The sequence below is a fragment of the Pseudomonas gregormendelii genome, from assembly GCF_017114825.1.
GTDB lineage: Bacteria > Pseudomonadota > Gammaproteobacteria > Pseudomonadales > Pseudomonadaceae > Aquipseudomonas > Aquipseudomonas gregormendelii.
In genome coordinates this window covers 177,678-198,280 of record NZ_JADEVO010000006.1, presented here as the reverse complement: position 1 = coordinate 198,280, position 20,603 = coordinate 177,678, and the positions used below count along the sequence as shown (strand labels likewise).

Sequence of the window (20,603 nt, the reverse complement as noted above, 5' to 3'; positions counted from 1 at the left end):
GAATTGCTTGATTCAGTTGTTAAAGAGCGGTTGGTTAAGATCTTTCGTCTCAACCGAGGCGCGCATTCTACAGCAGCCTCATTTGCTGTCAAGTGATTATTTTCAGAAGTTTTCCAAGTTTCCCTAGTAACTTCAACCACTTGCGCTTTCGATCTCTCGTTAGCGGGAGGCGAATTCTACAGCGTTACACGCTGCTGTCAACACCTCTTTTTCAACTTCTTTTGCGCTTCGATGACCTGAAGCAGCTGACCATCAAAACTGCGTAACTCATTGTTTACCAAGGAGTTTTCCGTTTCGACTGCGCCGGAAGTGGGGCGAATTATAGACACCTGAAATCTGCCGTCAAGCACTGATTACGCTTTTCTATCAGAGGATCGAATTTGCTGCATAGAGATAGACGTATCACCACCGAATGCGCAGTATATTGCCCAGATATGGAATTACTCTCGCTTCCTGCCTTGGACGATGCCGCGAAATGAACAACCAGCCCCGCACTCTCTCATCGACCCTGTTCTCGGTTGGCCTGCTATTAATAGCCATGGCATCGATCCAGTCTGGCGCATCACTGGCCAAAAGCATGTTCCCATTAATAGGCGCTCAAGGAACCACGACCCTGCGCCTGATCTTCGCCAGCGTAATCATGCTGCTGATACTGCGGCCCTGGCGCGCCAAGCTCACCGCCAAGTCCCTGCGCACTGTAATCATCTACGGCATGGCGCTGGGCGGCATGAACTTCCTCTTCTATATGTCTCTGCAAACGGTTCCCCTGGGGATCGCGGTCGCCCTGGAGTTCACCGGCCCCTTGGCCGTAGCGATCTATGCCTCGCGCCGAGCCATCGACTTTCTGTGGATTGCTTTAGCTGCGGTAGGCCTGCTCCTGCTGATTCCTACCGGCGCCACCAGTACCGGGATCGATCTCGTGGGTGCCGGTTATGCACTCGGTGCCGGCGTGTGCTGGGCGCTGTACATTCTGTTCGGGCAGAAAGCCGGCGCAGACAACGGCGTCCAGACAGCCGCCTTGGGCGTAATGATCGCAGCGCTGTTCGTCGCACCCATAGGGATCGTGCATGCAGGTGCGGCCTTGCTTACCCCCTCGCTGATTCCCGTGGCCATCGGCGTTGCCATCCTGTCCACTGCCCTGCCTTATACGCTGGAAATGGTCGCCCTCACGCGCATGCCTGCCCGCACCTTCGGTACGCTGATGAGTATCGAACCCGCTTTCGGCGCACTGTCTGGCTTACTGTTTCTGCAGGAATACCTTTCGTTGTCACAGTGGATGGCCATCATGTGCATTATCCTGGCATCCGTCGGAGCGACCCTGACCATGGGCAGCAATGCAAAGCCCGCGGTCGCGGTAGACTGATGAAGGATTTTACGAGGGTCTGGTATTTGACGACCAATTAGGCCATGTTTAACGCCCTGCCCGGCCCGACGACCCGGTGCCAGGCAGGAATGTTCAAGATCTGGATATCAAAACGCTTCAAACGAAAGCGAATGCAGTCAGACCCGGGCATCAGACCCGGGGACGCTATAGGGATAGTAATGAAACGAATTTTGATACTGATCGCGGTACTCGCAATTGCGGGTTGTGCGGCAACCTCCAAAACCCAGGTCAAGCACGGCAAGAAAGGGCTGCACATCAACTGTTCCGGTCTGTCGTCCTCTTGGGACAAGTGCTACACCAAGGCTGTCGACTCGTGTGCACCCAAAGGTTACAAGGTCATTGCCAAGTCGGGGGACTCAGTAGAAGAGCCAGGCGATTACCCGTTCGGCCTCAATCCAGCCGGCTACACCAGCCGCAGCATGATCGTCATCTGCAAGTAAGCGCACGTCAGGCTCGCGGCTCCGCTATTTGCTTGCGGATTTCGTCGTAGCTAGACTTCAGCACCGTGCGCTGGACGTCCGGTGTCGCCAACATCCGCGCCACTACCAGTGCGCCAACGCACTGCGACAGGACGGCCCAGGCGAGGCTTTCGCTGCCCAGTGTCAGCGCCCAGTTTTGTTGAAGCCGACAGATCCAGTCTTGCGCCAGCTGACGGACCGAATCGTCCGAACGGGCAATCTCGGCGCCCAGGGCGGGCAAAGCGCAACCGTTCTGCGCACTCTCGACGTGCGCCATGCTGAGGTATTGCCGCAGACAGCGATCCAGCTTCTGCAAGTCCTGATCCCCTTCCAGCCGGCACAGGCTTTGCCCCAGCTCGCGCTCCACAATCGCAGCGAACAGTTCATCCTTGGACGAGAAGTGGCTATAAAAAGCCCCTCCGCTCAAACCGATCGCCTTCATCAGACCATCCACCCCCACGGTAGAGAACCCGGACTGCTTCGCCGATACGGCGCTGCTCTGCAAGAGCCTTTCTCTGGTTTCCAGCTTGTGGTTGGCCGAATAACGCATCGCCTTGCCCTCAGAAGTAATCACCTTGACGCTAGTCGGATCGTAGCATAACGTTCGTTTAGTTAACGATCGTTTACTAAAGGGTTTGCCATGAATAACAAGAAGGTCGTACTCGTTGTTGGCGCCGGTGATGCTACGGGTGGCGCGATTGCCAAACGCTTTGCGCAGGAAGGCTTCATTGCCTGTGTCACCCGACGCAGCGCCGATAAACTCCAGCCCCTGGTCGATGCCATCAAGGCTTCCGGTGCACAGGCCCATGGTTTTTCCTGCGATGCGCGCAAGGAAGAGGAGGTCGTGGCGCTGATCGAGCAGATCGAAAGCCAGATCGGCCCCATCGAAGCCTTCGTTTTCAATATCGGCGCCAACGTTCCTTGCAGCATCCTTGAAGAGACCGCGCGCAAATACTTCAAGATTTGGGAGATGGCCTGTTTCTCAGGTTTTCTCAACGGGCGCGAAGTGGCCAAGCGCATGGCCCAACGGCAGCGCGGAACGATTCTGTTCACCGGCGCGACCGCCGGGCTGCGCGGTGCAGCAGGCTTTGCAGCTTTTGCCGGGGCCAAACACGGGATCCGCGCCTTGGCCCAGAGCATGGCCCGGGAACTGGGGCCGATGAATATTCACGTGGCCCACGTGGTGGTCGACGGCGCAATCGATACCGATTTCATCCGCGAAAACTTCCCCGAGAAATACGCCACCAAAGACCAGGACGGCATCCTTAACCCCGAGCACATTGCCGACAATTACTGGTACCTGCACAGTCAGCCCCGTGATGCCTGGACCTTCGAGCTCGATCTACGTCCCTGGAACGAACGTTGGTAAACCCTTCCCTACAATTAAGCAGAGCACTTCGATCATGACTAAAACCGTGGAGTTCTTTTTCGACCTCGGCAGCCCGGCCACCTACCTTGCCTCTACGCAACTGCCGCGGATATGCCAGCAGACCGACAGCCAGCTGATCTACGTTCCGATGCTGCTGGGGGGTGTATTCAAAGCGACGGGCAACGCTTCGCCGGTAACCATTGCCGCCAAGGGCCGGTACATGTTCCAGGACCTGGCTCGATATGCGAAACGCTACGGCGTGCCACTCAAGTTCAACCCGCACTTTCCCATCAATACCCTGATGTTGATGCGCGCGGTGACCGGCATGCAGCTACGCCATCCCGAGCGGTTCGAGGTATTCATCGACTGCCTGTTCCGGGCGCTGTGGGTTGAGGGTCGCAACATGGATGATCCGCAAACGGTTGCCGCAGTGCTGACGGAACACGGATTTGATCCAGCTGAAACGCTGGCACTGACCGCAGACGAGCAAGTGAAGACTGCGCTCAAGGACAACACTGAGCGAGCGGTACAACGAGGGGTGTTTGGTGCACCGAGCATGTTCGTGGGTGATCAGCTGTTCTTCGGCCAGGACCGACTGGACTTCGTGGTTGAAGCCCTGAGCTGAATACAGGCGCCGCCATCGGCGCCTGATATTGCGATAATCAGATGGCAGCTGTCCGTGTGTTCAACCACTCAAGCGCAGCGCCATCGAGCAGCGGGGCGAGGCGCTCACGCACTTGGGCGTGATAAGCGTTGAACCACTGTTTTTCTTCCTCCGTCAGCAGCGCTGGCACCAGGCAGCGGGTATCGATCGGGCACAGCGTAAGCGTTTCAAATTTGAGGAATTCACCAAACTCGCTCTTGCCCGCTTCGCGATTCAGTACCAGGTTTTCGATTCGAACACCCCAGCGGCCAGGACGGTAGGTACCCGGTTCGATGGAGGTAATCATGCCCGGCTGCATGGCGGTTTGCGGTGCGGCAGCGGCTTGGTAGGCAATCACCTGCGGACCTTCATGCACGTTCAGGAAATACCCTACGCCGTGACCCGTACCGTGGCCGTAATCGACGCTTTCGGCCCAGATCGGCGCGCGTGCAATGGCGTCCAGCAGCGGTGAAAGAATACCTTTGGGAAACTGCGCCCGGGACAAGGCGATGACGCCCTGGAGCACTCGTGTGCAATCACGCTTCTGCTCCTCGGTAGGGGTACCGACCGGAACCATCCGCGTAATATCGGTGGTGCCGCCCAGGTACTGGCCACCGGAGTCGATCAACAACAGGCCATCGCCCTCTATCACCGCGTGCGCTTCTTCTGTGGCGTGGTAGTGCGGCATCGCGCCGTTGGCGTTGAAGGCGGCGATGGTGTTGAAACTCAGCGACACATAACCCGGACGACGCATGCGTGCTGCCGTCAGGTGTTCGTCGATGGTCAGTTCGGTGAGGCGCTCACGACCCCATGCCGACTCCAGCCAGGCGAAGAACTCGCACAGCGCCGCACCGTCCTGCTCCATGGCCAGGCGGATATGCTCGGCGTCCGCCAGGCTTTTCTGCGATTTGGCCAGGGTGGTCGGGTTCAGGCCCTCGACCAGTTTCACGCCGCTATCCAAATTGTCCAGCAGCCCGGCGGTGACCCGTGCCGGATCGATTTGCAGGCTCGCGCCGGCCGGTAACGCGCGCAAAGCGTCAGCCACTTCGCTGTAATCACGCAGCGTCACGCCGTCCTGTTCAAGGGTGGCGCGCAACTCGGCGCTGACCTTGCTCATGGCCACGAACAAGGTAGCCTGGTCCTGCCCGATCAAGGCGAAGGAAACAAACACCGGATTGAAAGACACGTCGCCGCCACGCAGGTTGAACAACCAGGCAATGTCATCGAGAGTGGCGATGAAATGCCAGTCAGCTCCACGCGCCTTCATTACCTCGCGCAGCTTGCCGAGTTTTTCGGTGCGGCTGACGGTCGCCTGGGGTGGCAGGTGCTGATAGATCGGCTCGTTGGGCAAGGTCGGGCGATCGCTCCAGACTTCGCTTAACAAGTCGATGTCCGTGCGCAAGCGAGCACCGCGCTCCTCGAGCTTGCCACCCAGGGTGCGCGCCGAGGCCACTGCCATCACCGCACCGTCAACGGCCACCACACCACCTTCGGGGGTTTGCTCAGCAAGCCAGTCCAGCGGCCCAGGCTGGCCCGGTTGCAGCTTGACCAGTTCAATGCCACTGCCCTCAAGCTCCTTGGTCGCCTGCTCCCAATAACGGCTGTCGGCCCAGACTCCAGCGAAGTCCGGTGTGACGATCAGCGTGCCGACGGAACCATGAAAGCCCGACAGCCACTGACGCCCTTGCCAGTAACCCGGCAGGTATTCCGACAAATGCGGGTCTGCTGACGGCACCAGCAGCGCATGAATGCCCTCCCGGCTCATCAGCTCGCGGGTTTGCGCCAGGCGCTGGGGCACTGACCCATTGATCGAAGGCTGCGTACTCATCATGTCTCCTGCTAATCACGTATTCATTATTGTTGAAGCGCTGAGGTGCATGGGCGCTTTAAGACCTATTGCCAGAATGCCGGAGCACTGGTGCAGGCCGCTTTTATCAGGTCTGCCGCCTGGTCAATGTCCTGCGCGGTGGTGAACCGTCCAAGACTCAAGCGGATGGTGCGACTTGCCGAGTGGGTGTCATGCCCCAGGGCGAGCAGCACGTGAGAGGGGGCATTACTCGCGGAATTGCAGGCCGACGTCGCGGAAAACGCGATCGAATGGCTCAACGCCGCGGAATTGAATTCACCCTCGGCAAACGTCAGGCTCAGGGTGTGGGGAATGCGTTGCGACGGGCTACCGTTGAGACGAACGCCGGGAATGCTTGAAAGTTGTTCGAGCAGGCGTTCGCGCAGACCGGCAACGATGACTTTTTCATCCTCGAACAGCTGCGCCGCCAACTCGAATGCCACACCCATGGCCGCAATCTGATGGGTAGCCAACGTACCCGAGCGCAAGCCGCCCTCGTGCCCGCCACCGTGAATCTGCGCGTGCAGGCGTTGTTGCGCACGAGGACCCACGTACAACGCACCGATACCTTTAGGGCCGTAGATTTTGTGGGCGGAAAACGACATCACGTCCACCGGCAATTGCGCCAGGTCGATGACGACCTTGCCGGCGCCCTGCGCCGCGTCGACGTGGAACAAAGCATGACGCGCACGCACGATGTCGCCGATGGCAGCGATATCGTTGACCGTACCCAGTTCGTTATTGACCAGCATCAGCGAGACCAGGAAGGTGTCCTCACGCATGGCTTCGCTGACGGCCTGCGCGGTAATCAGGCCATCGGCATCAGGCACCAGGTAAGTGACCGCGACCCCGGCATCCTGCAATTGCCTGGCCGTGTCGAGTATCGCCTTGTGCTCGATCTGACTGGTAATGACATGGCCGCCAGCGACGCCTCGCGCCTGGGCCACGCCCTTGAGCGCGAGGTTATTCGATTCGGTGGCGCCGGAAGTCCAGACGATCTGATCGGCCTCGGCACCCACCAGATTGGCGACCTGCCTGCGGGCATGTTCTACGGCTTGCCGGGCTTGTTGCCCGAACGCATGGGAGCTGGACGCGGGGTTACCGAAGTTTCCGGTGAAACCCAGGCACTCGACCATGACCTTAATGACCCGCTCATCCACCGGAGTGGTGGCGGCGTAGTCGAAATACAACGGGCGTTTATTCATATAAGACTCGCAGAGCAGGTTCCGGGATCAGGAATCTCGTTGCTGGAACGGCAAAGCGCAGCCTCGTGAGCTGCGCCGACATCCCAGAACGTTAGAAATACCCGATCAGAGGCCGTTAAAGAAGAACAACTTCATTTAAAAGTGCGTAGGAACGCTCCTGAAGTCGAGCTTAACAGGCATCGGCCAACCGGTTGAAGCAATGCATCAGCCGATGCTCTCCCGCAGCAGCGGATAAAGCGATATCACCAGCAGTGCGGCCATGCCCCAGTTGAACACGCGCAACCAGCGGTGATCCTTCAACACATTGCGCAGCAGCGTGCCGCAGGCCGCCCAGACGCCGACGCTGGGCAGATTGATCACGGCAAAGACGGCGGCAATCACGATCACATTGGTGAAGTAGCCCTGCATCGGTGTGTAGGTACTGATGGCGCCAATGGCCATGATCCAGGCCTTGGGGTTCACCCACTGAAACGCCGCCGCACCCAGGTAGCTGATCGGCTTGCCCTTGCCGTCCTCGCTGTCTGACACCGGTCCGGAATGGGCGATCTTCCACGCCAGATACAACAGATAGGCGGCGCCTGCATAACGCAACACGGTGTAAAGCAACGGATAGGTTTGAAACACCGCGCCCAGGCCGAAACCCACCGCCACCACCAATACGAAGAAGCCGCAGGTGATGCCCAGCATATGCGGGATGGTGCGGTTAAAGCCGAAGTTCACGCCAGATGCCAGCAACATGGTGTTGTTCGGGCCAGGAGTAATCGAGGTGACCAGCGCAAACAGCGCAAAGCCCATCAGCAGATCGAGAGAGAGCGTCATCGGTGGCAGTCCGTCAGGGTCGGTCAGGTATCGACCCTATCGCAAGGGTTGCCTGAAGCCCATGGACAGTTAGGTAAAACTTCGAGCGGTACAGTCGTTCAGCTTGGGCGACCGTGCAGTTGGACAGTACGTTCGGCGTTCATTTCGCCCTGTTTGTCGAAGCTGAAGGCTTTCTGCGGCTTGCCGAGCAATTCGGCTTTTTTCGCGTGGTACTCGTCAAATGACAGGCTGCGACGATTCAGATCTTCCAGGGCCAATTGGCGGCTTTCTTGCGGAGTGTAAGGGCGTAACTCCGGGGAAACGTGGCTTGCACATCCAGCGAGTACGGAGACAGCGAGCAGTAGCAAAACGGCGATGGGAGATTTCATGGCGTGGCGTCCTGGCATCTGGGTTCGGGGCAATGAACACAGGCTACTCGCGCCCCTCGCCGGGCAGAAATCAACGCTCTCGATAGTGGGTATCAAGCTTTCAGCCTCCCTACCGCAAGCACCTAGGAGACAAACCTCTATTATTCTATATGGATCTATAAATATCTTTTAATGTTCTTTTGAGGAATAAGAGCAAACCTTTATAACAACTCCATCGCGTCGGCATCACTGTTGCTCCTGCAACTGTTGGCCGGGCAACAGCGAATCAACAATCAGCACCCGCAAGCGACAGTGGCAAGCGCCAGGCGGGGCGCAGCCCCCATGAAACAAGGCCTTCAGGGGTTGGTATAGCTCTTGCTCAACTCAGTGACTACTCACTGCTCCCCGAGCAACTGTTTAAAAGGAACTGATCATGTCGCGCCCATTGAAAGTCGTTGCCGTCTCCGGTGGTACCTGGCGTCCATCCCGTACCCTGGTACTGACTCAATCGCTGTTGGCCGAGCTGTCCGAACACTTGGTGATCGAAAGCAAAGTGATCGAGCTGGGCGACATTGCCCGGCCCTTGGGTGCGGCGCTGTCCCGCCAGGAACTGGGGCCGCAGGTCGAAGCCGAGTTGCAGGCGATCGAGAACGCCGAGCTGTTGATCGTTGCCGCACCGGTGTTTCGCGGCTCCTATCCCGGCCTGCTCAAGCACCTGTTCGACCTGATTGACCTCAATGCGCTGATCGATACGCCGGTGCTGCTGGCTGCCACCGGCGGCAGCGAACGGCACGCCCTGGTACTCGATCATCAACTGCGCCCGCTGTTCAGTTTCTTCCAGGCCCTGACGTTGCCGATTGGCGTCTACGCCACCGAAGCCGATTTCTCAAACTACCAAATAACCAGTGAGCCCTTGAAGGCCCGCATTCGTCTTGCTGCAGAACGCGCCGCACCGCTGTTCGGCGCGCACCCCAAAAATCTGCTGAAAATCGCTTAAGGATCTCTTCATGGATGTTTTCTGGTTCCTGCCCACCCACGGCGACGGCCACTACCTGGGCACCACCCAGGGCGCTCGCCCGGTGACCCTCAACTATCTGAAGCAAGTGGCCCAGGCCGCTGACAGCCTTGGCTACCACGGCGTGCTGATTCCCACCGGGCGCTCCTGCGAAGATTCGTGGGTGATTGCCTCGGCACTGGTGCCGCTGACCGAACGTCTGCGTTACCTGGTCGCCATCCGGCCGGGCATCATCTCGCCGACCGTATCGGCACGCATGGCTGCCACCCTGGATCGCCTGTCCGGAGGGCGCCTGCTGATCAACGTGGTCACCGGTGGCGACCCGGATGAAAACCGCGGCGACGGCAGTTTCCTTGATCACAGCGAACGCTACGAGGTGACCGACGAGTTCCTGAAAATCTGGCGCCGAGTTCTGCAAGGTGAATCGGTTGATTTCGAAGGCAAACACTTGCGGGTGCAGAACGCCAAGGCGCTGTATCCACCGGTGCAGAAACCCTACCCACCGCTGTACTTCGGTGGTTCTTCGCAGGCTGCCCACGATCTCGCGGCCGAACAGGTCGACGTCTACCTGACCTGGGGCGAACCGCCCGCCGCCGTGGCGCAAAAACTCGCCGATGTGCGTGAGCGCGCTGCGTGCCAAGGGCGCACGGTCAAGTTCGGAATTCGCTTGCATGTCATCGTGCGCGAGACGGCTGAGGAGGCCTGGAAAGCCGCCGACAAATTGATCGAACACATCAGCGACGAAACCATCCAGGCGGCCCAGAAATCCTTCTCGCGCTTTGATTCGGAAGGCCAGCGACGCATGGCCGCATTGCATGACGGGCGTCGCGACAACCTGGAGATTTCACCCAACTTGTGGGCCGGTGTCGGCCTGGTACGTGGCGGTGCCGGTACTGCACTGGTGGGGGATCCGCAGCAGGTTGCCGCGCGGATCAAGGAGTACGCAGACCTGGGCATCGAGAGCTTCATTTTCTCCGGCTACCCGCACCTCGAAGAAGCCTACCGCTTTGCCGAACTGGTGTTCCCGCTGCTGCCCGAGCCCTACGCCAGCCTGGCCGGGCGCGGCGTGACCAACCTTACCGGACCGTTTGGCGAAATGATTGCCAACGATGTGCTACCCGGCAAAGCCACCGCTTAAAGGGTGCTCCCAGTGGGAGTGGGTCTGCTGGCAAGGTCGTCCGTTCAGCCGACAATCATGTTGGATGTTCCGACCTCATCGCGAGCAGGCTCGCTCCCACCGGGGATGTGCGTCGAATTTCCTGAGGAACCCCCGTGACTGCCAAGCCACAAAGCGCCTTGATATCCCCGCTGCAGACCGCCCGGCAACTGGCCGCGCAGTTTGCACTCACCGCTGTCGAGCGCGATGAACGCGGCGGTACGCCCAAAGCCGAACGTGATGCTTTGCGTGAAAGCGGCCTGCTCGCCTTGAGCATCCCCACCGAATACGGGGGCCTGGGCGCGCGCTGGAGTGAAACCCTGGCCATCGTGCGCGAGTTCGCCAAGGTCGACAGCTCGATCGCCCATGTCTTCGGCTTCCATCACCTGATGCTCGCCACTGTGCGCCTGTTTGCCAGGCCCGAACAATGGCAACCCTGGTTTGAGCAGACCGCGCGCAAGAACTGGTTTTGGGGCAATGCCTTGAACCCCCTGGACACCCGCACCGTAGTACGCAAGCTGGATGGCTGGCGCGAGTTCTCCGGCAAGAAAAGCTTCTGTTCCGGCGCCAGCGATTCGCAAATGCTGATTGCCTCGGCGGTGGATGAAACGGCCGGTGGCAAGCTGTTGATCGCGGCGATCCCCAGCAGTCGCAGCGGCATCACCCTGCACAACGACTGGAACAACATGGGCCAGCGCCAGACCGACAGCGGCAGTGCCACCTTCGAACGGGTGCGGGTGGAGGAATCGGAACTGCTACTCGACCCAGGCCCGTTGAGCACGCCATTCGCCTGCCTGCGCCCACTGATCGCCCAACTGACCTTTACCCACATGTTTCTCGGTATCGCCGAAGGCGCCTTCGATGAGGCACGGGCATACACCCTTACCGAAGCCCGGCCCTGGCATAAATCCAACACCCGGGAGGTCAGCCAGGACCCTTATGTGCTGGGTCATTACGGCGAATTCTGGGTGGCGCTCGAAGGCGTTCGATTGCTCGTGGAGCGCGCCGCCGACCTGCTCGACAAGGCCTGGGCAAAGGGCCCGAAACTCAGCGCCGAAGAACGTGGGCACTTGGCGATTGCCATCGCTACCGCGAAGGTTGCCGCCACCCGCAGCGGCCTGGACCTGTGCACGCACCTCTTCGAGGTGACCGGCGCGCGCTCAACCCACGCCTCGCTCAGGCTGGACCGTCACTGGCGCAACCTGCGCACGCAAACCCTGCACGATCCGGTGGATTACAAACTCCATGAGCTGGGTGACTGGGCGCTGAACCAGTGCCTGCCGATTCCGACTTTCTATTCCTAGCCTGCCATTCATGGAGCGAACCCCATGCAACTGCTGACCTTACCGCCCTCGCCCGCGTTGGCCACGTCAATCCGAGCCACCGCCCAGGTGTTCGAAGACCCGAAATCCCAAGCCCTGCTTGCGCATTTGCAGCAGGTGGCGCCGAGTGAGGCCAGCGTGCTGATCATCGGCGAAACCGGCACCGGCAAGGAGCTGGTAGCGCGACACATTCATAACCTCAGCGCGCGGCGCAATCGCCCTTTCGTCGCCGTGAACTGCGGCGCCTTCTCCGAATCCCTGGTCGAGGCGGAGCTGTTCGGGCATGAGAAAGGTGCGTTTACCGGCGCTCTCAGTGCCAAGGCCGGCTGGTTCGAAGAGGCGAATGGCGGCACCTTGTTCCTCGATGAAATCGGCGACCTGCCGATGGCGATCCAGGTCAAGTTACTGCGAGTGTTGCAGGAGCGCGAAGTCGTGCGCCTGGGCTCGCGCAAGAGCATTCCGATCGATGTACGGGTGCTCGCCGCCACCAACGTGCAGTTGGAGAAAGCCATCAACGCGGGGCACTTTCGCGAGGACCTGTATTACCGCCTCGACGTGGTCAGCCTGGAACTGAGCCCGCTGCGCGATCGACCCGGCGACATCCTGCCGCTGACCCGGCACTTCGTTGATGCCTACAGCCAGCGCCTGGGCTACGGCACTATCACGATCAGCAAAGAGGCTGAACTGAAACTGCGTAGCTACAGTTGGCCAGGCAATATTCGTGAACTGGAAAACGTCATTCACCACACCTTGCTGATCTGCCGCAACGGCGTCATCGAACGCGATGACCTGCGCCTGTCGAACATGCGCATCGAACGTCAGGACGACCAGGGCGGCAGCTTCGACGACTCCCCGGAAGCCCTGCTCGAGCGGGCATTTGAAAAACTCTTCGAGGAACAGGCCGGAGCGCTGCATGAAAAGGTCGAGGATGCATTGCTGCGCGCAGCCTATCGCTTCAGTCATTACAACCAGGTGCACACCGCCGCACTGCTGGGGCTGAGCCGCAATGTGACGCGCACCCGGCTGATCAAGATCGGTGAACTGGCGGTGAACAAACGCCGGCCTGCGGAAAACCTCCAGGGTGAGCGCTTGATGCAGCTGTCTATCTAACCCACCAGATGGCAGTGCAGCGCGTTGTCATGGCTACGTTCCAGGCTGTGCAACACCTGGAACGAGCCGAAGGTCACGGTCTTCGCCTGATGGGCACGAATCAATTGCCAGAAATCCTGCTCGCCACTTTCAAATTGCTGGAACGCCGCTTCCCCTGCTTCGCGCGTCTGCCATTGCAGATAGTTGAGCACCCGCCGGCCATCTTCGCTGGCCTGGATACTGGCACTGAGGAAACCCGCGTAGTCCTGAGCCAGGCGTTCGGTTTGCATCGATAGCGCCGACACCAGTGCCGGTTGCTGATGAGGTTCGATCTCGAACTCGATCAGTTGGGTAAAACTGCGATTTTTCTCTGGCGCCTGCATGAAAAAGTCCCCGTCTGTGTATGCCGGACATTGCGATCCGAAGGCTTGCAGGGTAAAACCTCTAGTTAAGTCAAGGTCAAGAGGGATTTTTCAAATGATGACCCCGGAACCCCTGCAGCGGGAGCTCACGGTCGGCCAGGTTGCCGCCCGCAGCGGCGTGGCAGTCACCGCGCTGCATTTCTATGAAACCAAGGGCCTGATCAAGAGCAATCGCAACCAGGGCAACCAGCGCCGCTATCCGCGGGAAGTGTTGCGCCGGGTGGCGTTGATCAAGGTGGCACAACGCCTGGGCATTCCGTTGGCAGAGATTGGTAAGGCGCTGCAATCGCTGCCCGATAACCGCGCACCGACCGCCGCCGACTGGAGGGTGTTGTCGGCGCAGTGGAGCCGGGATCTGGATGAGCGGATCAACCAGCTGACGTTGCTGCGCGACCGGTTGAATGGATGTATTGGTTGCGGATGCCTGTCGATGGAGGCCTGTCCGTTGCGCAATTTTGGTGATGTTTTGGGGGACCGTGGGCCTGGGGCGCATTTGCTGGAGGAGGACTGAGTGCTGGCGAAGGGCTCACAGCTGAAGTATCAGACGTTTCGGTACCTGATGCAGGGCGTTTTCTGAGGTATGGGTGGGGAGCGTGCCGGGCAATTTTTGTACTTGTTGGAATCCAGGTAAAACAGGTCAAAAGATCGCAGCCTTCGGCAGCTCCTACTATATTTGTGGGGCATTCTCATTGCATAAAACCTGGGAGGACCGCCATGAGCGTCAAACCCATTCCAGAGGGCTATCACAGCATTACGCCGTATCTGGGTATTCAAAAAGCTGCCGAAGCCATCGAGTTCTACAAAAAAGCCTTCGGTGCCGTCGAAGTGATGCGCCTGGCGATGCCCGATGGTGGAATCGGTCACGCCGAATTGCGCATAGGCGATTGCCCGATCATGTTGGGCACCCCCTGTGATCAAGGGCCATTGAGCAATCCTGATGAGTCCCCTTGCGTGGGATTGCATCTGTACGTCAATGATGTGGATGCCTCGTATAAACAGGCGATTGCTGCTGGTGGCATTGTCGTGTCCGAGGTCAAGGATCAGTTCTATGGTGATCGGTCCGGCACGCTCAAAGACCCCTACGGACACACGTGGTTTCTGGCCACGCGCAAGGAAGATCTGACCCAGGAGCAAATCGAGCAGCGCGCGCAGGAAATGTTCCAGCAGGGCTGACTTCCCGCTCCGCCTCCACCGTTACCTCGACCCTGCAGGCGGATTAACGACGCTCGAAACATTTTCTTGCATATGCGGATTCGGGATTCTTGATTCTCATTCGTCTTATATAGATGCAGTCTGCTCGCGTAGGCAAAAGCCACGAGCGACTTTTCATCGACCCAACGCTGGGAAGCCTGCAGCCAAGGTCCTCTCATCGCTATAAGACTTACATCATGTCGAAGAAATCCCGTTCCAAAATCTGGTTTCTGGTGCACAGCTGGCTGGCGCTGCCGATCTGGTTTTTTGTACTGATCGTCTGCGTGACCGGCACACTTGCCGTGGTCAGCCAGGAGATCGTCTGGCTGGCCAATCCGCAAATGCGCGCCAGCCAGCCTTCCGATGATGCCCCGATGCTCAACTACGACCAGATCGTCGCCGCGATCAAAAAGGCCGAGCCGAACACCCTGGTCGAAAGCATCAGCCGTCCCGATGAGTCGCACTTTGCCCTCGACGTCGAGGTCAGCTACCCGGACGGGCGTTCGGTGACGGTCTACGTCAACCCTTATACCGGGGTGATACAGGGCACGGCACCGCAATTCAATTTCCAGGCCTTCACCCGCGCACTGCATGGCTGGTGGCTGGTGCCGTTCACCAACGGTTACAGCTGGGGCTGGTACCTGGTGTCGTTCCTGAGTCTGCCGATGCTGGCGTCCCTGGTCACCGGGCTGGTGGTGTACAAGAAATTCTGGAAAGGCTTCCTCAAGCCGAGCCTGCGCATTCGTCACGGTGCACGAATCTTCTGGGGCGACTTTCACCGTCTCAGCGGCATCTGGTCGATCTGGTTTATCGCGGTAATTTCCGTGACCAGCACCTGGTTCCTGATCGAGGCATTCATGTTCGATAACCAGGTGACGATTTCCACTGCCCCGGTGGCCCTGGTAGTGCCTCGAGAGAGCGTGCCGTTGAGTACCGATGGTTCGCCTGCGCCGATGATCAGCCTGCAGAATGCGATTACCGAGGCCAAGGTGCGCATTCCCGGGTTGGAGGACAGCTTTGTCAGCATGCCCGCCAATGCCTACAGCTACCTGACGGTAGGCGGACGCAGCTGGTACCCGCTGATGTTCCAGACCGCCGATATCAACCCCTACACCGGTGAAATCGCCTCCACTCGCCTGCTCTCGGATCGCTCCGGGCTGGAGCTGGTAACCGAATCCATGCGTCCCCTGCACACCGGCGACTTTGGCGGCCTGTGGATCAAGCTGATCTGGTTCTTCTTCGGCTTGCTGCTGAGCATGATGGTCCTCAGTGGCCTGCTGATCTGGACCAAACGCACCGCCCTGGCCACGGCCAACGCCCTGAAGCGGGAAAACAAACGTGCCCGAGTGCCAACTGCCCCTCGCCACGAAACCACGGAGGTGAGCCAATGAGCCTGCTCGTTGCGGATAAACCTTCTTCGAAACTGAGCCGTTTCTGGCACAAGTGGCGCTTCCACATCAATGTCCTGCTGTTGCTGGTACCGCTGGGTTTCATGCCCAAGTACTTCGCCGATGCCGCGCTGTTCCGGGGTGATACCGGTTTGGGTGAACGCGAAGCCGGAGAAGTGCAGGTCGGCCCCTGGAGCCTGCGCCTGGCTGAACTGCGCAACGAAGCGCCGCGACTGGATGGGCCCGCCGGCTACATGAAGAGCTTCAACGCCGCGCTATGCGACAGCTGCCGCGACCAGGTCAAGGCCACCTACCTGCGCATCGGCAAGCCCCGCAGCCTGCGCGCCGCCGGGGTGATTTTCTTTGGCACGCCTTACCGCATGGGCGCCATGTTGCCGATCCCGGAAAAGACCAAGGCCGATGCCGAACTGTGGATCACCATGGAGGGCTGGGAAGGCGCCATGCACCAGGCTTCCATGCCCCTGAGCCAGGCATCCCCCGCCACCATCGAGTGGCTGACCAAACAAGGAGGCAAACCATGACTTTGCGTCATCTGCGCAACCTGGTGCTGGCGCTCTGCGCCGGATTCAGCACCAGCGCCCTGGCCCATAACCCGATGTGCGAATGCAAGGCCGTCGACGCCGAACAGATCGAATGTACCGGGGGCTTTTCCGATGGCAGCGGTGCCCCGGGTGTGACCCTGGATGTGATCGGCTACGACGAAACCATTCTGGTGCCCGGCAAGCTCGGCGCCGATTCTAAGATGACTTTCAAGAAACCCGCCGCCGAGTTCTATGTGCTGTTCGATGCGGGCCCGGGCCATGTGGTGGAAATAGACCAGGCGGACATCCAGACCCCATGAGCACCCCCACAAACCAGATAGTCCGCCCGGCCGGAGCCGGCCACGAAACGCTGTACGTATTGCTCTTGTGCCTGATGATCCTGGCCGTGGCCGCCTCGGTCGTGGCCTGGCGCCATGAATCCCAGGAGGTCAGCACCGTAGCCAGTCATCAACTGGATGCGCGCCGCGACCTGAGCGCTTCCGAACAGGGCATCTACGCCGACCTGCGGGTCACGCTCGACGAGATCCACTTGTTGCGCCAGGAGCAGCAGGCATTGCCAACGCCGGCGCTGCTGGCTGACGAAGGCTTCGCGCCATTTGCCCAGGACGCCAGCTCGGTCAGTCGTGGCAGCCATGCCTGGGAGTTGCTGCAGGACCAGGCTTATTTCGGCCAGAGCCAGTCTCCCGACGTGGCCGGCTCTTTCCTGATGCGCCTCACCGCGGGTGACGATGAGCCGGACATCTGGCTGCATCGCGGCAAAGCCCTCAAGGCGCCAGCCGATCTTGCCGACTCCGCGCTCGAAAGCGCCGGCTGGCAGCAGATCGTCGCGCAATTCGATGCCGGCGTCACTCGCCAGCAGCGGCACTGACCCCTCGCCTTTACCCGAGAGAAACCGCTTTCCCATGCCTATTTCATCTCAACGTTTCATGCCCGCCCTGCTGGCTGGCCTGCTTGCCTGCCTGCTGGTCCCCCTGGCCAGTGCTGAGGAGGCCAAGCGCCTGCGCATCGGTATCACCCTGCATCCGTACTACAGCTACGTGGCAAATATCGTCGGCGACAAGGCCGAAGTGGTGCCTTTGATTCCCGCCGGTTTCAACCCGCATGCCTACGAGCCACGCGCAGAAGACATCAGGCGCATCAGCGGACTGGACGTGGTTGTGCTCAACGGGGTTGGGCATGACGATTTCGCCGACCGCATGATCGCCGCCAGCGAAACGCCCAACGTGGCGGTGATCGAAGCCAACCAAAACGTGCCGCTGCTGGCCGCTACCGGCGTGGCTGCCCGTGGCGCCGGCAAGGTCGTCAACCCGCATACCTTCCTGTCGGTCAGCGCCTCGATTGCCCAGGTCAACAACATTGCCCGGGAGCTGGGAAAACTTGATCCGGCGAACGCCAAGACCTACACCCGGAACGCCCGAGCCTACGGCAAACGGCTGCGGCAGATGCGCGCCGACGCCCTGGCGAAACTCACCGAAGCGCCCAATGCAGAGCTGCGCGTAGCCACCGTGCATGCCGCCTACGACTACCTGCTGCGCGAGTTCGGCCTGGAAGTGACGGCCGTGGTCGAGCCTGCCCACGGTATCGAGCCCAGCCCGAGCCAGTTGAAAAAGACCATCGACCAGTTGCGAGAGCTGGACGTGAAAGTGATTTTCTCCGAGATGGACTTCCCTTCGAGCTATGTCGACACCATCCAGCGTGAATCCGGGGTGAAACTGTACCCGCTGTCGCACATTTCCTATGGCGAATACACGGCTGACAAGTATGAGAAGGAAATGACCGGCAACCTCAACACCGTGGTCCGGGCTATTCAGGAGTCGGGCGCATGACTGTCCAGGAGACCCTGATTGTCCAAAGCACCGGCCCGACCCTGGATTTCGCCGACGTCGGCCTGACCCTCGGCCGCACCACGATCCTTGACCAGGTGACCTTCCAGGTACAGCCCGGCAGCATCCATGCACTGGTCGGACCCAACGGTGGCGGCAAGAGCTCGCTGATCAAGACCCTGCTCGGGCAAATGCCCCACCAGGGCCGCCTGAGCCTGCAATGGCCAGGCACCCCGGGGACGATCGGCTACGTGCCGCAAGCGCTGGAGTTTGATCGCGGACTGCCGATGACCGTCGACGACTTCATGGCCGCGATGTGCCAGCGTCGACCGGCATTTCTGGGGGTGAGCAAGCATTACGCGGCAGCCATCGGTGATGCCCTGGAACGGGTCGGCATGCAGGACAAACGCAAACGACGCATGGGCGCTTTGTCCGGTGGCGAACGTCAGCGAGTATTACTGGCCCAGGGGCTGATACCGGCGCCGCAGTTGCTGGTACTCGATGAACCCATGTCGGCTCTCGATGAAGCCGGCATCCAGGTTTTCGAGCGACTTCTCGGGGACTGGCGCCAAAGCGGCATCACGGTGCTGTGGATCGAACATGACCTGGAAGCCGTAGGTCGTCTGGCGGACCGGGTCACCGGGCTCAACCGCCGGGTGCTGTTCGATGCAACGCCCAAGCAGGCACTGACACCGGAACGCCTGCTGACGCTGTTTTCCACCCATCCACGGAGCGCCGCCTGATGAGTTATGAAGCCTTTCGCCTGATGATTCAGGGCTGGGCGTCTTCGGGTTACCTGCCTGAAGCGCTGGCGTACGGTTTCGTGGTCAATGCGTTGTTGGCCGGCCTGCTGATCGGACCGGTGCTGGGTGGCCTGGGCACACTGGTGGTGGTCAAGCGCTTTGCGTTTTTCTCCGAAGCAGTCGGCCACGCGGCACTGACCGGCGTGGCCGTCGGCATTCTGCTGGGGGAACCTTACACCGGGCCTTATGGCAGCCTGTTCGGCTACTGCCTGCTGTTCGGCATCCTGCTCAACTATTTGCGCAACCGCACCGGGCTGTCACCGGATACGCTGATCGGCGTGTTCCTCTCCGTTTCGTTAGCCCTGGGTGCCAGCCTGCTATTGATTCTCGCCGGGAAGATCAACGTGCACATCCTTGAAAACGTGCTGTTCGGTTCGGTCCTGACGGTCAACGGGAATGACCTGCTGGTGTTGGCCATCGTGGGTTCACTGGTCATGGCACTGGCCTTGCCGCTGTACAACCGCATCATGCTCGCCAGCTTCAATCCGCAGCTGGCGGCGGTGCGCGGGGTGGCGGTGAAGACCCTCGATTACCTGTTCGTGATTCTGGTAACCCTGATCACCGTCGCCGCAGTGAAAGTGATCGGCGCCATTCTGGTCGGGGCCCTGCTGGTCATTCCGGCGGCGGCTGCACGATTGCTCAGCCAGTCGCTCAAGGGCTTTTTCTGGTGCTCGGTGCTGATCGCCACGATCAGTACCCTGTGCGGCATTCTCGCCCCGATCGTTTTTGATCTGCCAATTCCATCCGGTGCCGCGATCATTCTGGTGGCCGGCATCGCCTTCGCCCTGGCGGCCGTTGCCCGTGGCGTCGTTCCTGGCCTGAAAGGGAATATCGGATAATGTCTTTTAAGTTGCGTCAACTAACCCTGGCGGTCGCCTTGTGCACCTTGGCCCACACGGCCTTCGCGGCCGACAGCACAAAACCCCTACGCGTCCTGGCCTCGCTGCCGATCACCTATGGCTTGGGCGAAGTCCTGCTCAAGGGCACCAACGTACAGCTCGAACGTGCCGCGCCGGCGAACCTGCCCGGCAGCCGGCAGACCGCCTACTTCACCGGCCGAGGTGCACCGGCCCTGGCCAAGCTGGCGACCGATGCCGATGCAGTGATCGGCCTGCGTTCGTTGTGGGCCGACGACCCGCTCTATCCCATGTCCCGACGCAGCAACATCCGGGTCGTCGAAGTCGATGCTGCCCGCCCGGTGGACGGCGCCCTGCCCGGCATCGCCGTACAGCCGGACAACAAGGTCGACGGCCTCAACAGCCAGCCATGGTTGTCCAGCAACAACATGGGACGCATGGCGGATGTGATGGCGGCAGATCTGGTGCGCCTGGCACCCGCAGCCAAGCCGGTCATCGAGGGCAACCTGGCGACGCTCAAACAGCGCCTGCTGAAGTTCAGTGCCGACAGCGAAGCGCGCCTGGCCCGCGCCGACAACCTCAGCGTAATGAGCCTCAGCGATCATTTCGGTTACCTGATTGGTGGTCTCAACCTGGAACTGATCGGCCTCGACGCCCGCCCGGATGCCGAATGGACCCCGGAGGCACTCAAGCAACTGGCGGCGACGCTCAAGGACAATGATGTGGCCGTGGTGTTACATCACCGCCAGCCGTCGGATGCGCTCAAAGCGGTGATTACCGAGGCAGGAAGCCGCCTGGTGGTACTGAATATCGATGGGGTGGATCCGGTGGTTGAGCTGGAAGGGAATGTGGATTCGGTGATCAAGGGGTTGAGTGACCCAGCCGCACCCTCCCCCCTGTAGG

General features: G+C 60.1%; 24 protein-coding genes. 18 read left to right on the top strand and 6 right to left on the bottom strand.

The features are described from left to right. Positions 1 to 475 precede the first annotated feature (475 nt). Positions 476 to 1,363: a threonine/homoserine exporter RhtA gene (gene rhtA / locus IMW75_RS07025; RefSeq protein WP_045058154.1), complete on the top strand. Its 888-nt coding sequence runs from the start codon at positions 476 to 478 to the stop codon at positions 1,361 to 1,363. Between the two features lie 179 nt (positions 1,364 to 1,542). Then, a complete protein-coding gene (locus IMW75_RS07020; protein WP_045058153.1) occupies positions 1,543 to 1,824 on the top strand; it encodes a hypothetical protein in 282 nt (93 codons plus the stop codon). 7 nt (positions 1,825 to 1,831) lie between these two features. Here IMW75_RS07020 and IMW75_RS07015 read toward each other — a convergent pair whose 3' ends face one another. Then, the gene (locus IMW75_RS07015; RefSeq protein WP_205892176.1) at positions 1,832 to 2,392 is read right to left on the bottom strand and encodes a TetR/AcrR family transcriptional regulator; all 561 of its coding nucleotides are present in this window, start codon (positions 2,390 to 2,392) and stop codon (positions 1,832 to 1,834) included. 90 nt (positions 2,393 to 2,482) lie between these two features. Here IMW75_RS07015 and IMW75_RS07010 point away from each other — a divergent pair, with 90 nt between their 5' ends. Then, positions 2,483 to 3,211 carry an SDR family oxidoreductase gene (locus tag IMW75_RS07010; RefSeq protein WP_045058151.1) on the top strand — a complete coding sequence of 243 codons (729 nt, stop codon included), beginning with the start codon at positions 2,483 to 2,485 and terminating at the stop codon, positions 3,209 to 3,211. Between the two features lie 34 nt (positions 3,212 to 3,245). Then, positions 3,246 to 3,836, top strand: coding sequence for a 2-hydroxychromene-2-carboxylate isomerase (locus IMW75_RS07005; RefSeq protein WP_045058150.1), 591 nt, complete (start codon positions 3,246 to 3,248; stop codon positions 3,834 to 3,836). Positions 3,837 to 3,873: 37 nt separating this feature from the next. Here the strand turns inward: IMW75_RS07005 and IMW75_RS07000 are convergent, their stop codons facing one another. The 4 genes from IMW75_RS07000 to IMW75_RS06985 form a co-directional block, all read right to left on the bottom strand. Next, positions 3,874 to 5,682, bottom strand: a complete 1,809-nt coding sequence (locus IMW75_RS07000; RefSeq protein ID WP_205892173.1) for an aminopeptidase P family protein — start codon at positions 5,680 to 5,682, stop codon at positions 3,874 to 3,876. Between the two features lie 65 nt (positions 5,683 to 5,747). Beyond that, positions 5,748 to 6,905, bottom strand: coding sequence for a cysteine desulfurase family protein (locus tag IMW75_RS06995; RefSeq protein ID WP_205892172.1), 1,158 nt, complete (start codon positions 6,903 to 6,905; stop codon positions 5,748 to 5,750). Positions 6,906 to 7,109: 204 nt separating this feature from the next. Then, positions 7,110 to 7,724 (bottom strand): LysE family translocator, encoded by a 615-nt coding sequence (locus IMW75_RS06990; protein ID WP_205892171.1) that lies wholly within the window; start codon positions 7,722 to 7,724, stop codon positions 7,110 to 7,112. A gap of 98 nt (positions 7,725 to 7,822) precedes the next feature. After that, positions 7,823 to 8,092, bottom strand: a complete 270-nt coding sequence (locus tag IMW75_RS06985) for a hypothetical protein (protein ID WP_205892170.1) — start codon at positions 8,090 to 8,092, stop codon at positions 7,823 to 7,825. A gap of 412 nt (positions 8,093 to 8,504) precedes the next feature. Between IMW75_RS06985 and msuE the strand changes: the two genes are divergently transcribed. From msuE to IMW75_RS06965, 4 genes are all read left to right on the top strand, one after another. After that, positions 8,505 to 9,068, top strand: a complete 564-nt coding sequence (gene msuE / locus IMW75_RS06980) for an FMN reductase (RefSeq protein ID WP_205892169.1) — start codon at positions 8,505 to 8,507, stop codon at positions 9,066 to 9,068. A gap of 10 nt (positions 9,069 to 9,078) precedes the next feature. Next, entirely contained in the window at positions 9,079 to 10,224 is a 1,146-nt protein-coding gene (gene ssuD / locus IMW75_RS06975; protein ID WP_045058144.1) for an FMNH2-dependent alkanesulfonate monooxygenase, read from the top strand. Between the two features lie 134 nt (positions 10,225 to 10,358). Further along, positions 10,359 to 11,546: an acyl-CoA dehydrogenase family protein gene (locus IMW75_RS06970; RefSeq protein WP_205892168.1), complete on the top strand. Its 1,188-nt coding sequence runs from the start codon at positions 10,359 to 10,361 to the stop codon at positions 11,544 to 11,546. A gap of 24 nt (positions 11,547 to 11,570) precedes the next feature. Beyond that, a complete protein-coding gene (locus IMW75_RS06965; RefSeq protein WP_205892167.1) occupies positions 11,571 to 12,674 on the top strand; it encodes a sigma-54 interaction domain-containing protein in 1,104 nt (367 codons plus the stop codon). On the opposite strand, the gene IMW75_RS06960 is transcribed toward IMW75_RS06965, so the two are convergent. Beyond that, positions 12,671 to 13,036, bottom strand: coding sequence for an antibiotic biosynthesis monooxygenase (locus IMW75_RS06960; protein ID WP_122841315.1), 366 nt, complete (start codon positions 13,034 to 13,036; stop codon positions 12,671 to 12,673). The two genes, IMW75_RS06965 and IMW75_RS06960, sit on opposite strands and share 4 nt — an antisense overlap. Positions 13,037 to 13,130: 94 nt before the next feature. On the opposite strand from IMW75_RS06960, the gene soxR reads away from it, so the two are divergent. The 10 genes from soxR (at position 13,131) to IMW75_RS06910 (ending at position 20,602) form a co-directional block, all read left to right on the top strand. Continuing rightward, on the top strand, positions 13,131 to 13,586 hold the full coding sequence (gene soxR / locus IMW75_RS06955) for a redox-sensitive transcriptional activator SoxR (RefSeq protein WP_045058140.1): 456 nt from the start codon (positions 13,131 to 13,133) through the stop codon (positions 13,584 to 13,586). Positions 13,587 to 13,789: 203 nt separating this feature from the next. Further along, positions 13,790 to 14,248, top strand: coding sequence for a VOC family protein (locus IMW75_RS06950; RefSeq protein ID WP_205892166.1), 459 nt, complete (start codon positions 13,790 to 13,792; stop codon positions 14,246 to 14,248). 215 nt (positions 14,249 to 14,463) lie between these two features. Then, on the top strand, positions 14,464 to 15,657 hold the full coding sequence (locus tag IMW75_RS06945; protein WP_205892165.1) for a PepSY-associated TM helix domain-containing protein: 1,194 nt from the start codon (positions 14,464 to 14,466) through the stop codon (positions 15,655 to 15,657). Beyond that, on the top strand, positions 15,654 to 16,196 hold the full coding sequence (locus tag IMW75_RS06940; RefSeq protein WP_205892164.1) for a thiamine pyrophosphate-binding protein: 543 nt from the start codon (positions 15,654 to 15,656) through the stop codon (positions 16,194 to 16,196). The genes IMW75_RS06945 and IMW75_RS06940 overlap by 4 nt, the downstream gene beginning before the upstream one ends. After that, positions 16,193 to 16,516 carry a hypothetical protein gene (locus IMW75_RS06935; protein ID WP_122841320.1) on the top strand — a complete coding sequence of 108 codons (324 nt, stop codon included), beginning with the start codon at positions 16,193 to 16,195 and terminating at the stop codon, positions 16,514 to 16,516. Before IMW75_RS06940 ends, IMW75_RS06935 begins: the two co-directional genes overlap by 4 nt. Next, positions 16,513 to 17,085 carry a DUF6162 family protein gene (locus IMW75_RS06930; RefSeq protein ID WP_205892163.1) on the top strand — a complete coding sequence of 191 codons (573 nt, stop codon included), beginning with the start codon at positions 16,513 to 16,515 and terminating at the stop codon, positions 17,083 to 17,085. Before IMW75_RS06935 ends, IMW75_RS06930 begins: the two co-directional genes overlap by 4 nt. A 34-nt stretch (positions 17,086 to 17,119) precedes the next feature. Further along, positions 17,120 to 18,043, top strand: coding sequence for a metal ABC transporter substrate-binding protein (locus tag IMW75_RS06925; RefSeq protein ID WP_045058134.1), 924 nt, complete (start codon positions 17,120 to 17,122; stop codon positions 18,041 to 18,043). Next, positions 18,040 to 18,783 (top strand): metal ABC transporter ATP-binding protein, encoded by a 744-nt coding sequence (locus IMW75_RS06920; protein WP_045058133.1) that lies wholly within the window; start codon positions 18,040 to 18,042, stop codon positions 18,781 to 18,783. Before IMW75_RS06925 ends, IMW75_RS06920 begins: the two co-directional genes overlap by 4 nt. Next, on the top strand, positions 18,783 to 19,682 hold the full coding sequence (locus IMW75_RS06915) for a metal ABC transporter permease (RefSeq protein WP_045058132.1): 900 nt from the start codon (positions 18,783 to 18,785) through the stop codon (positions 19,680 to 19,682). The genes IMW75_RS06920 and IMW75_RS06915 overlap by 1 nt, the downstream gene beginning before the upstream one ends. Next, positions 19,682 to 20,602: a metal ABC transporter substrate-binding protein gene (locus tag IMW75_RS06910; RefSeq protein ID WP_045058131.1), complete on the top strand. Its 921-nt coding sequence runs from the start codon at positions 19,682 to 19,684 to the stop codon at positions 20,600 to 20,602. Before IMW75_RS06915 ends, IMW75_RS06910 begins: the two co-directional genes overlap by 1 nt. Position 20,603 lies beyond the last annotated feature (1 nt).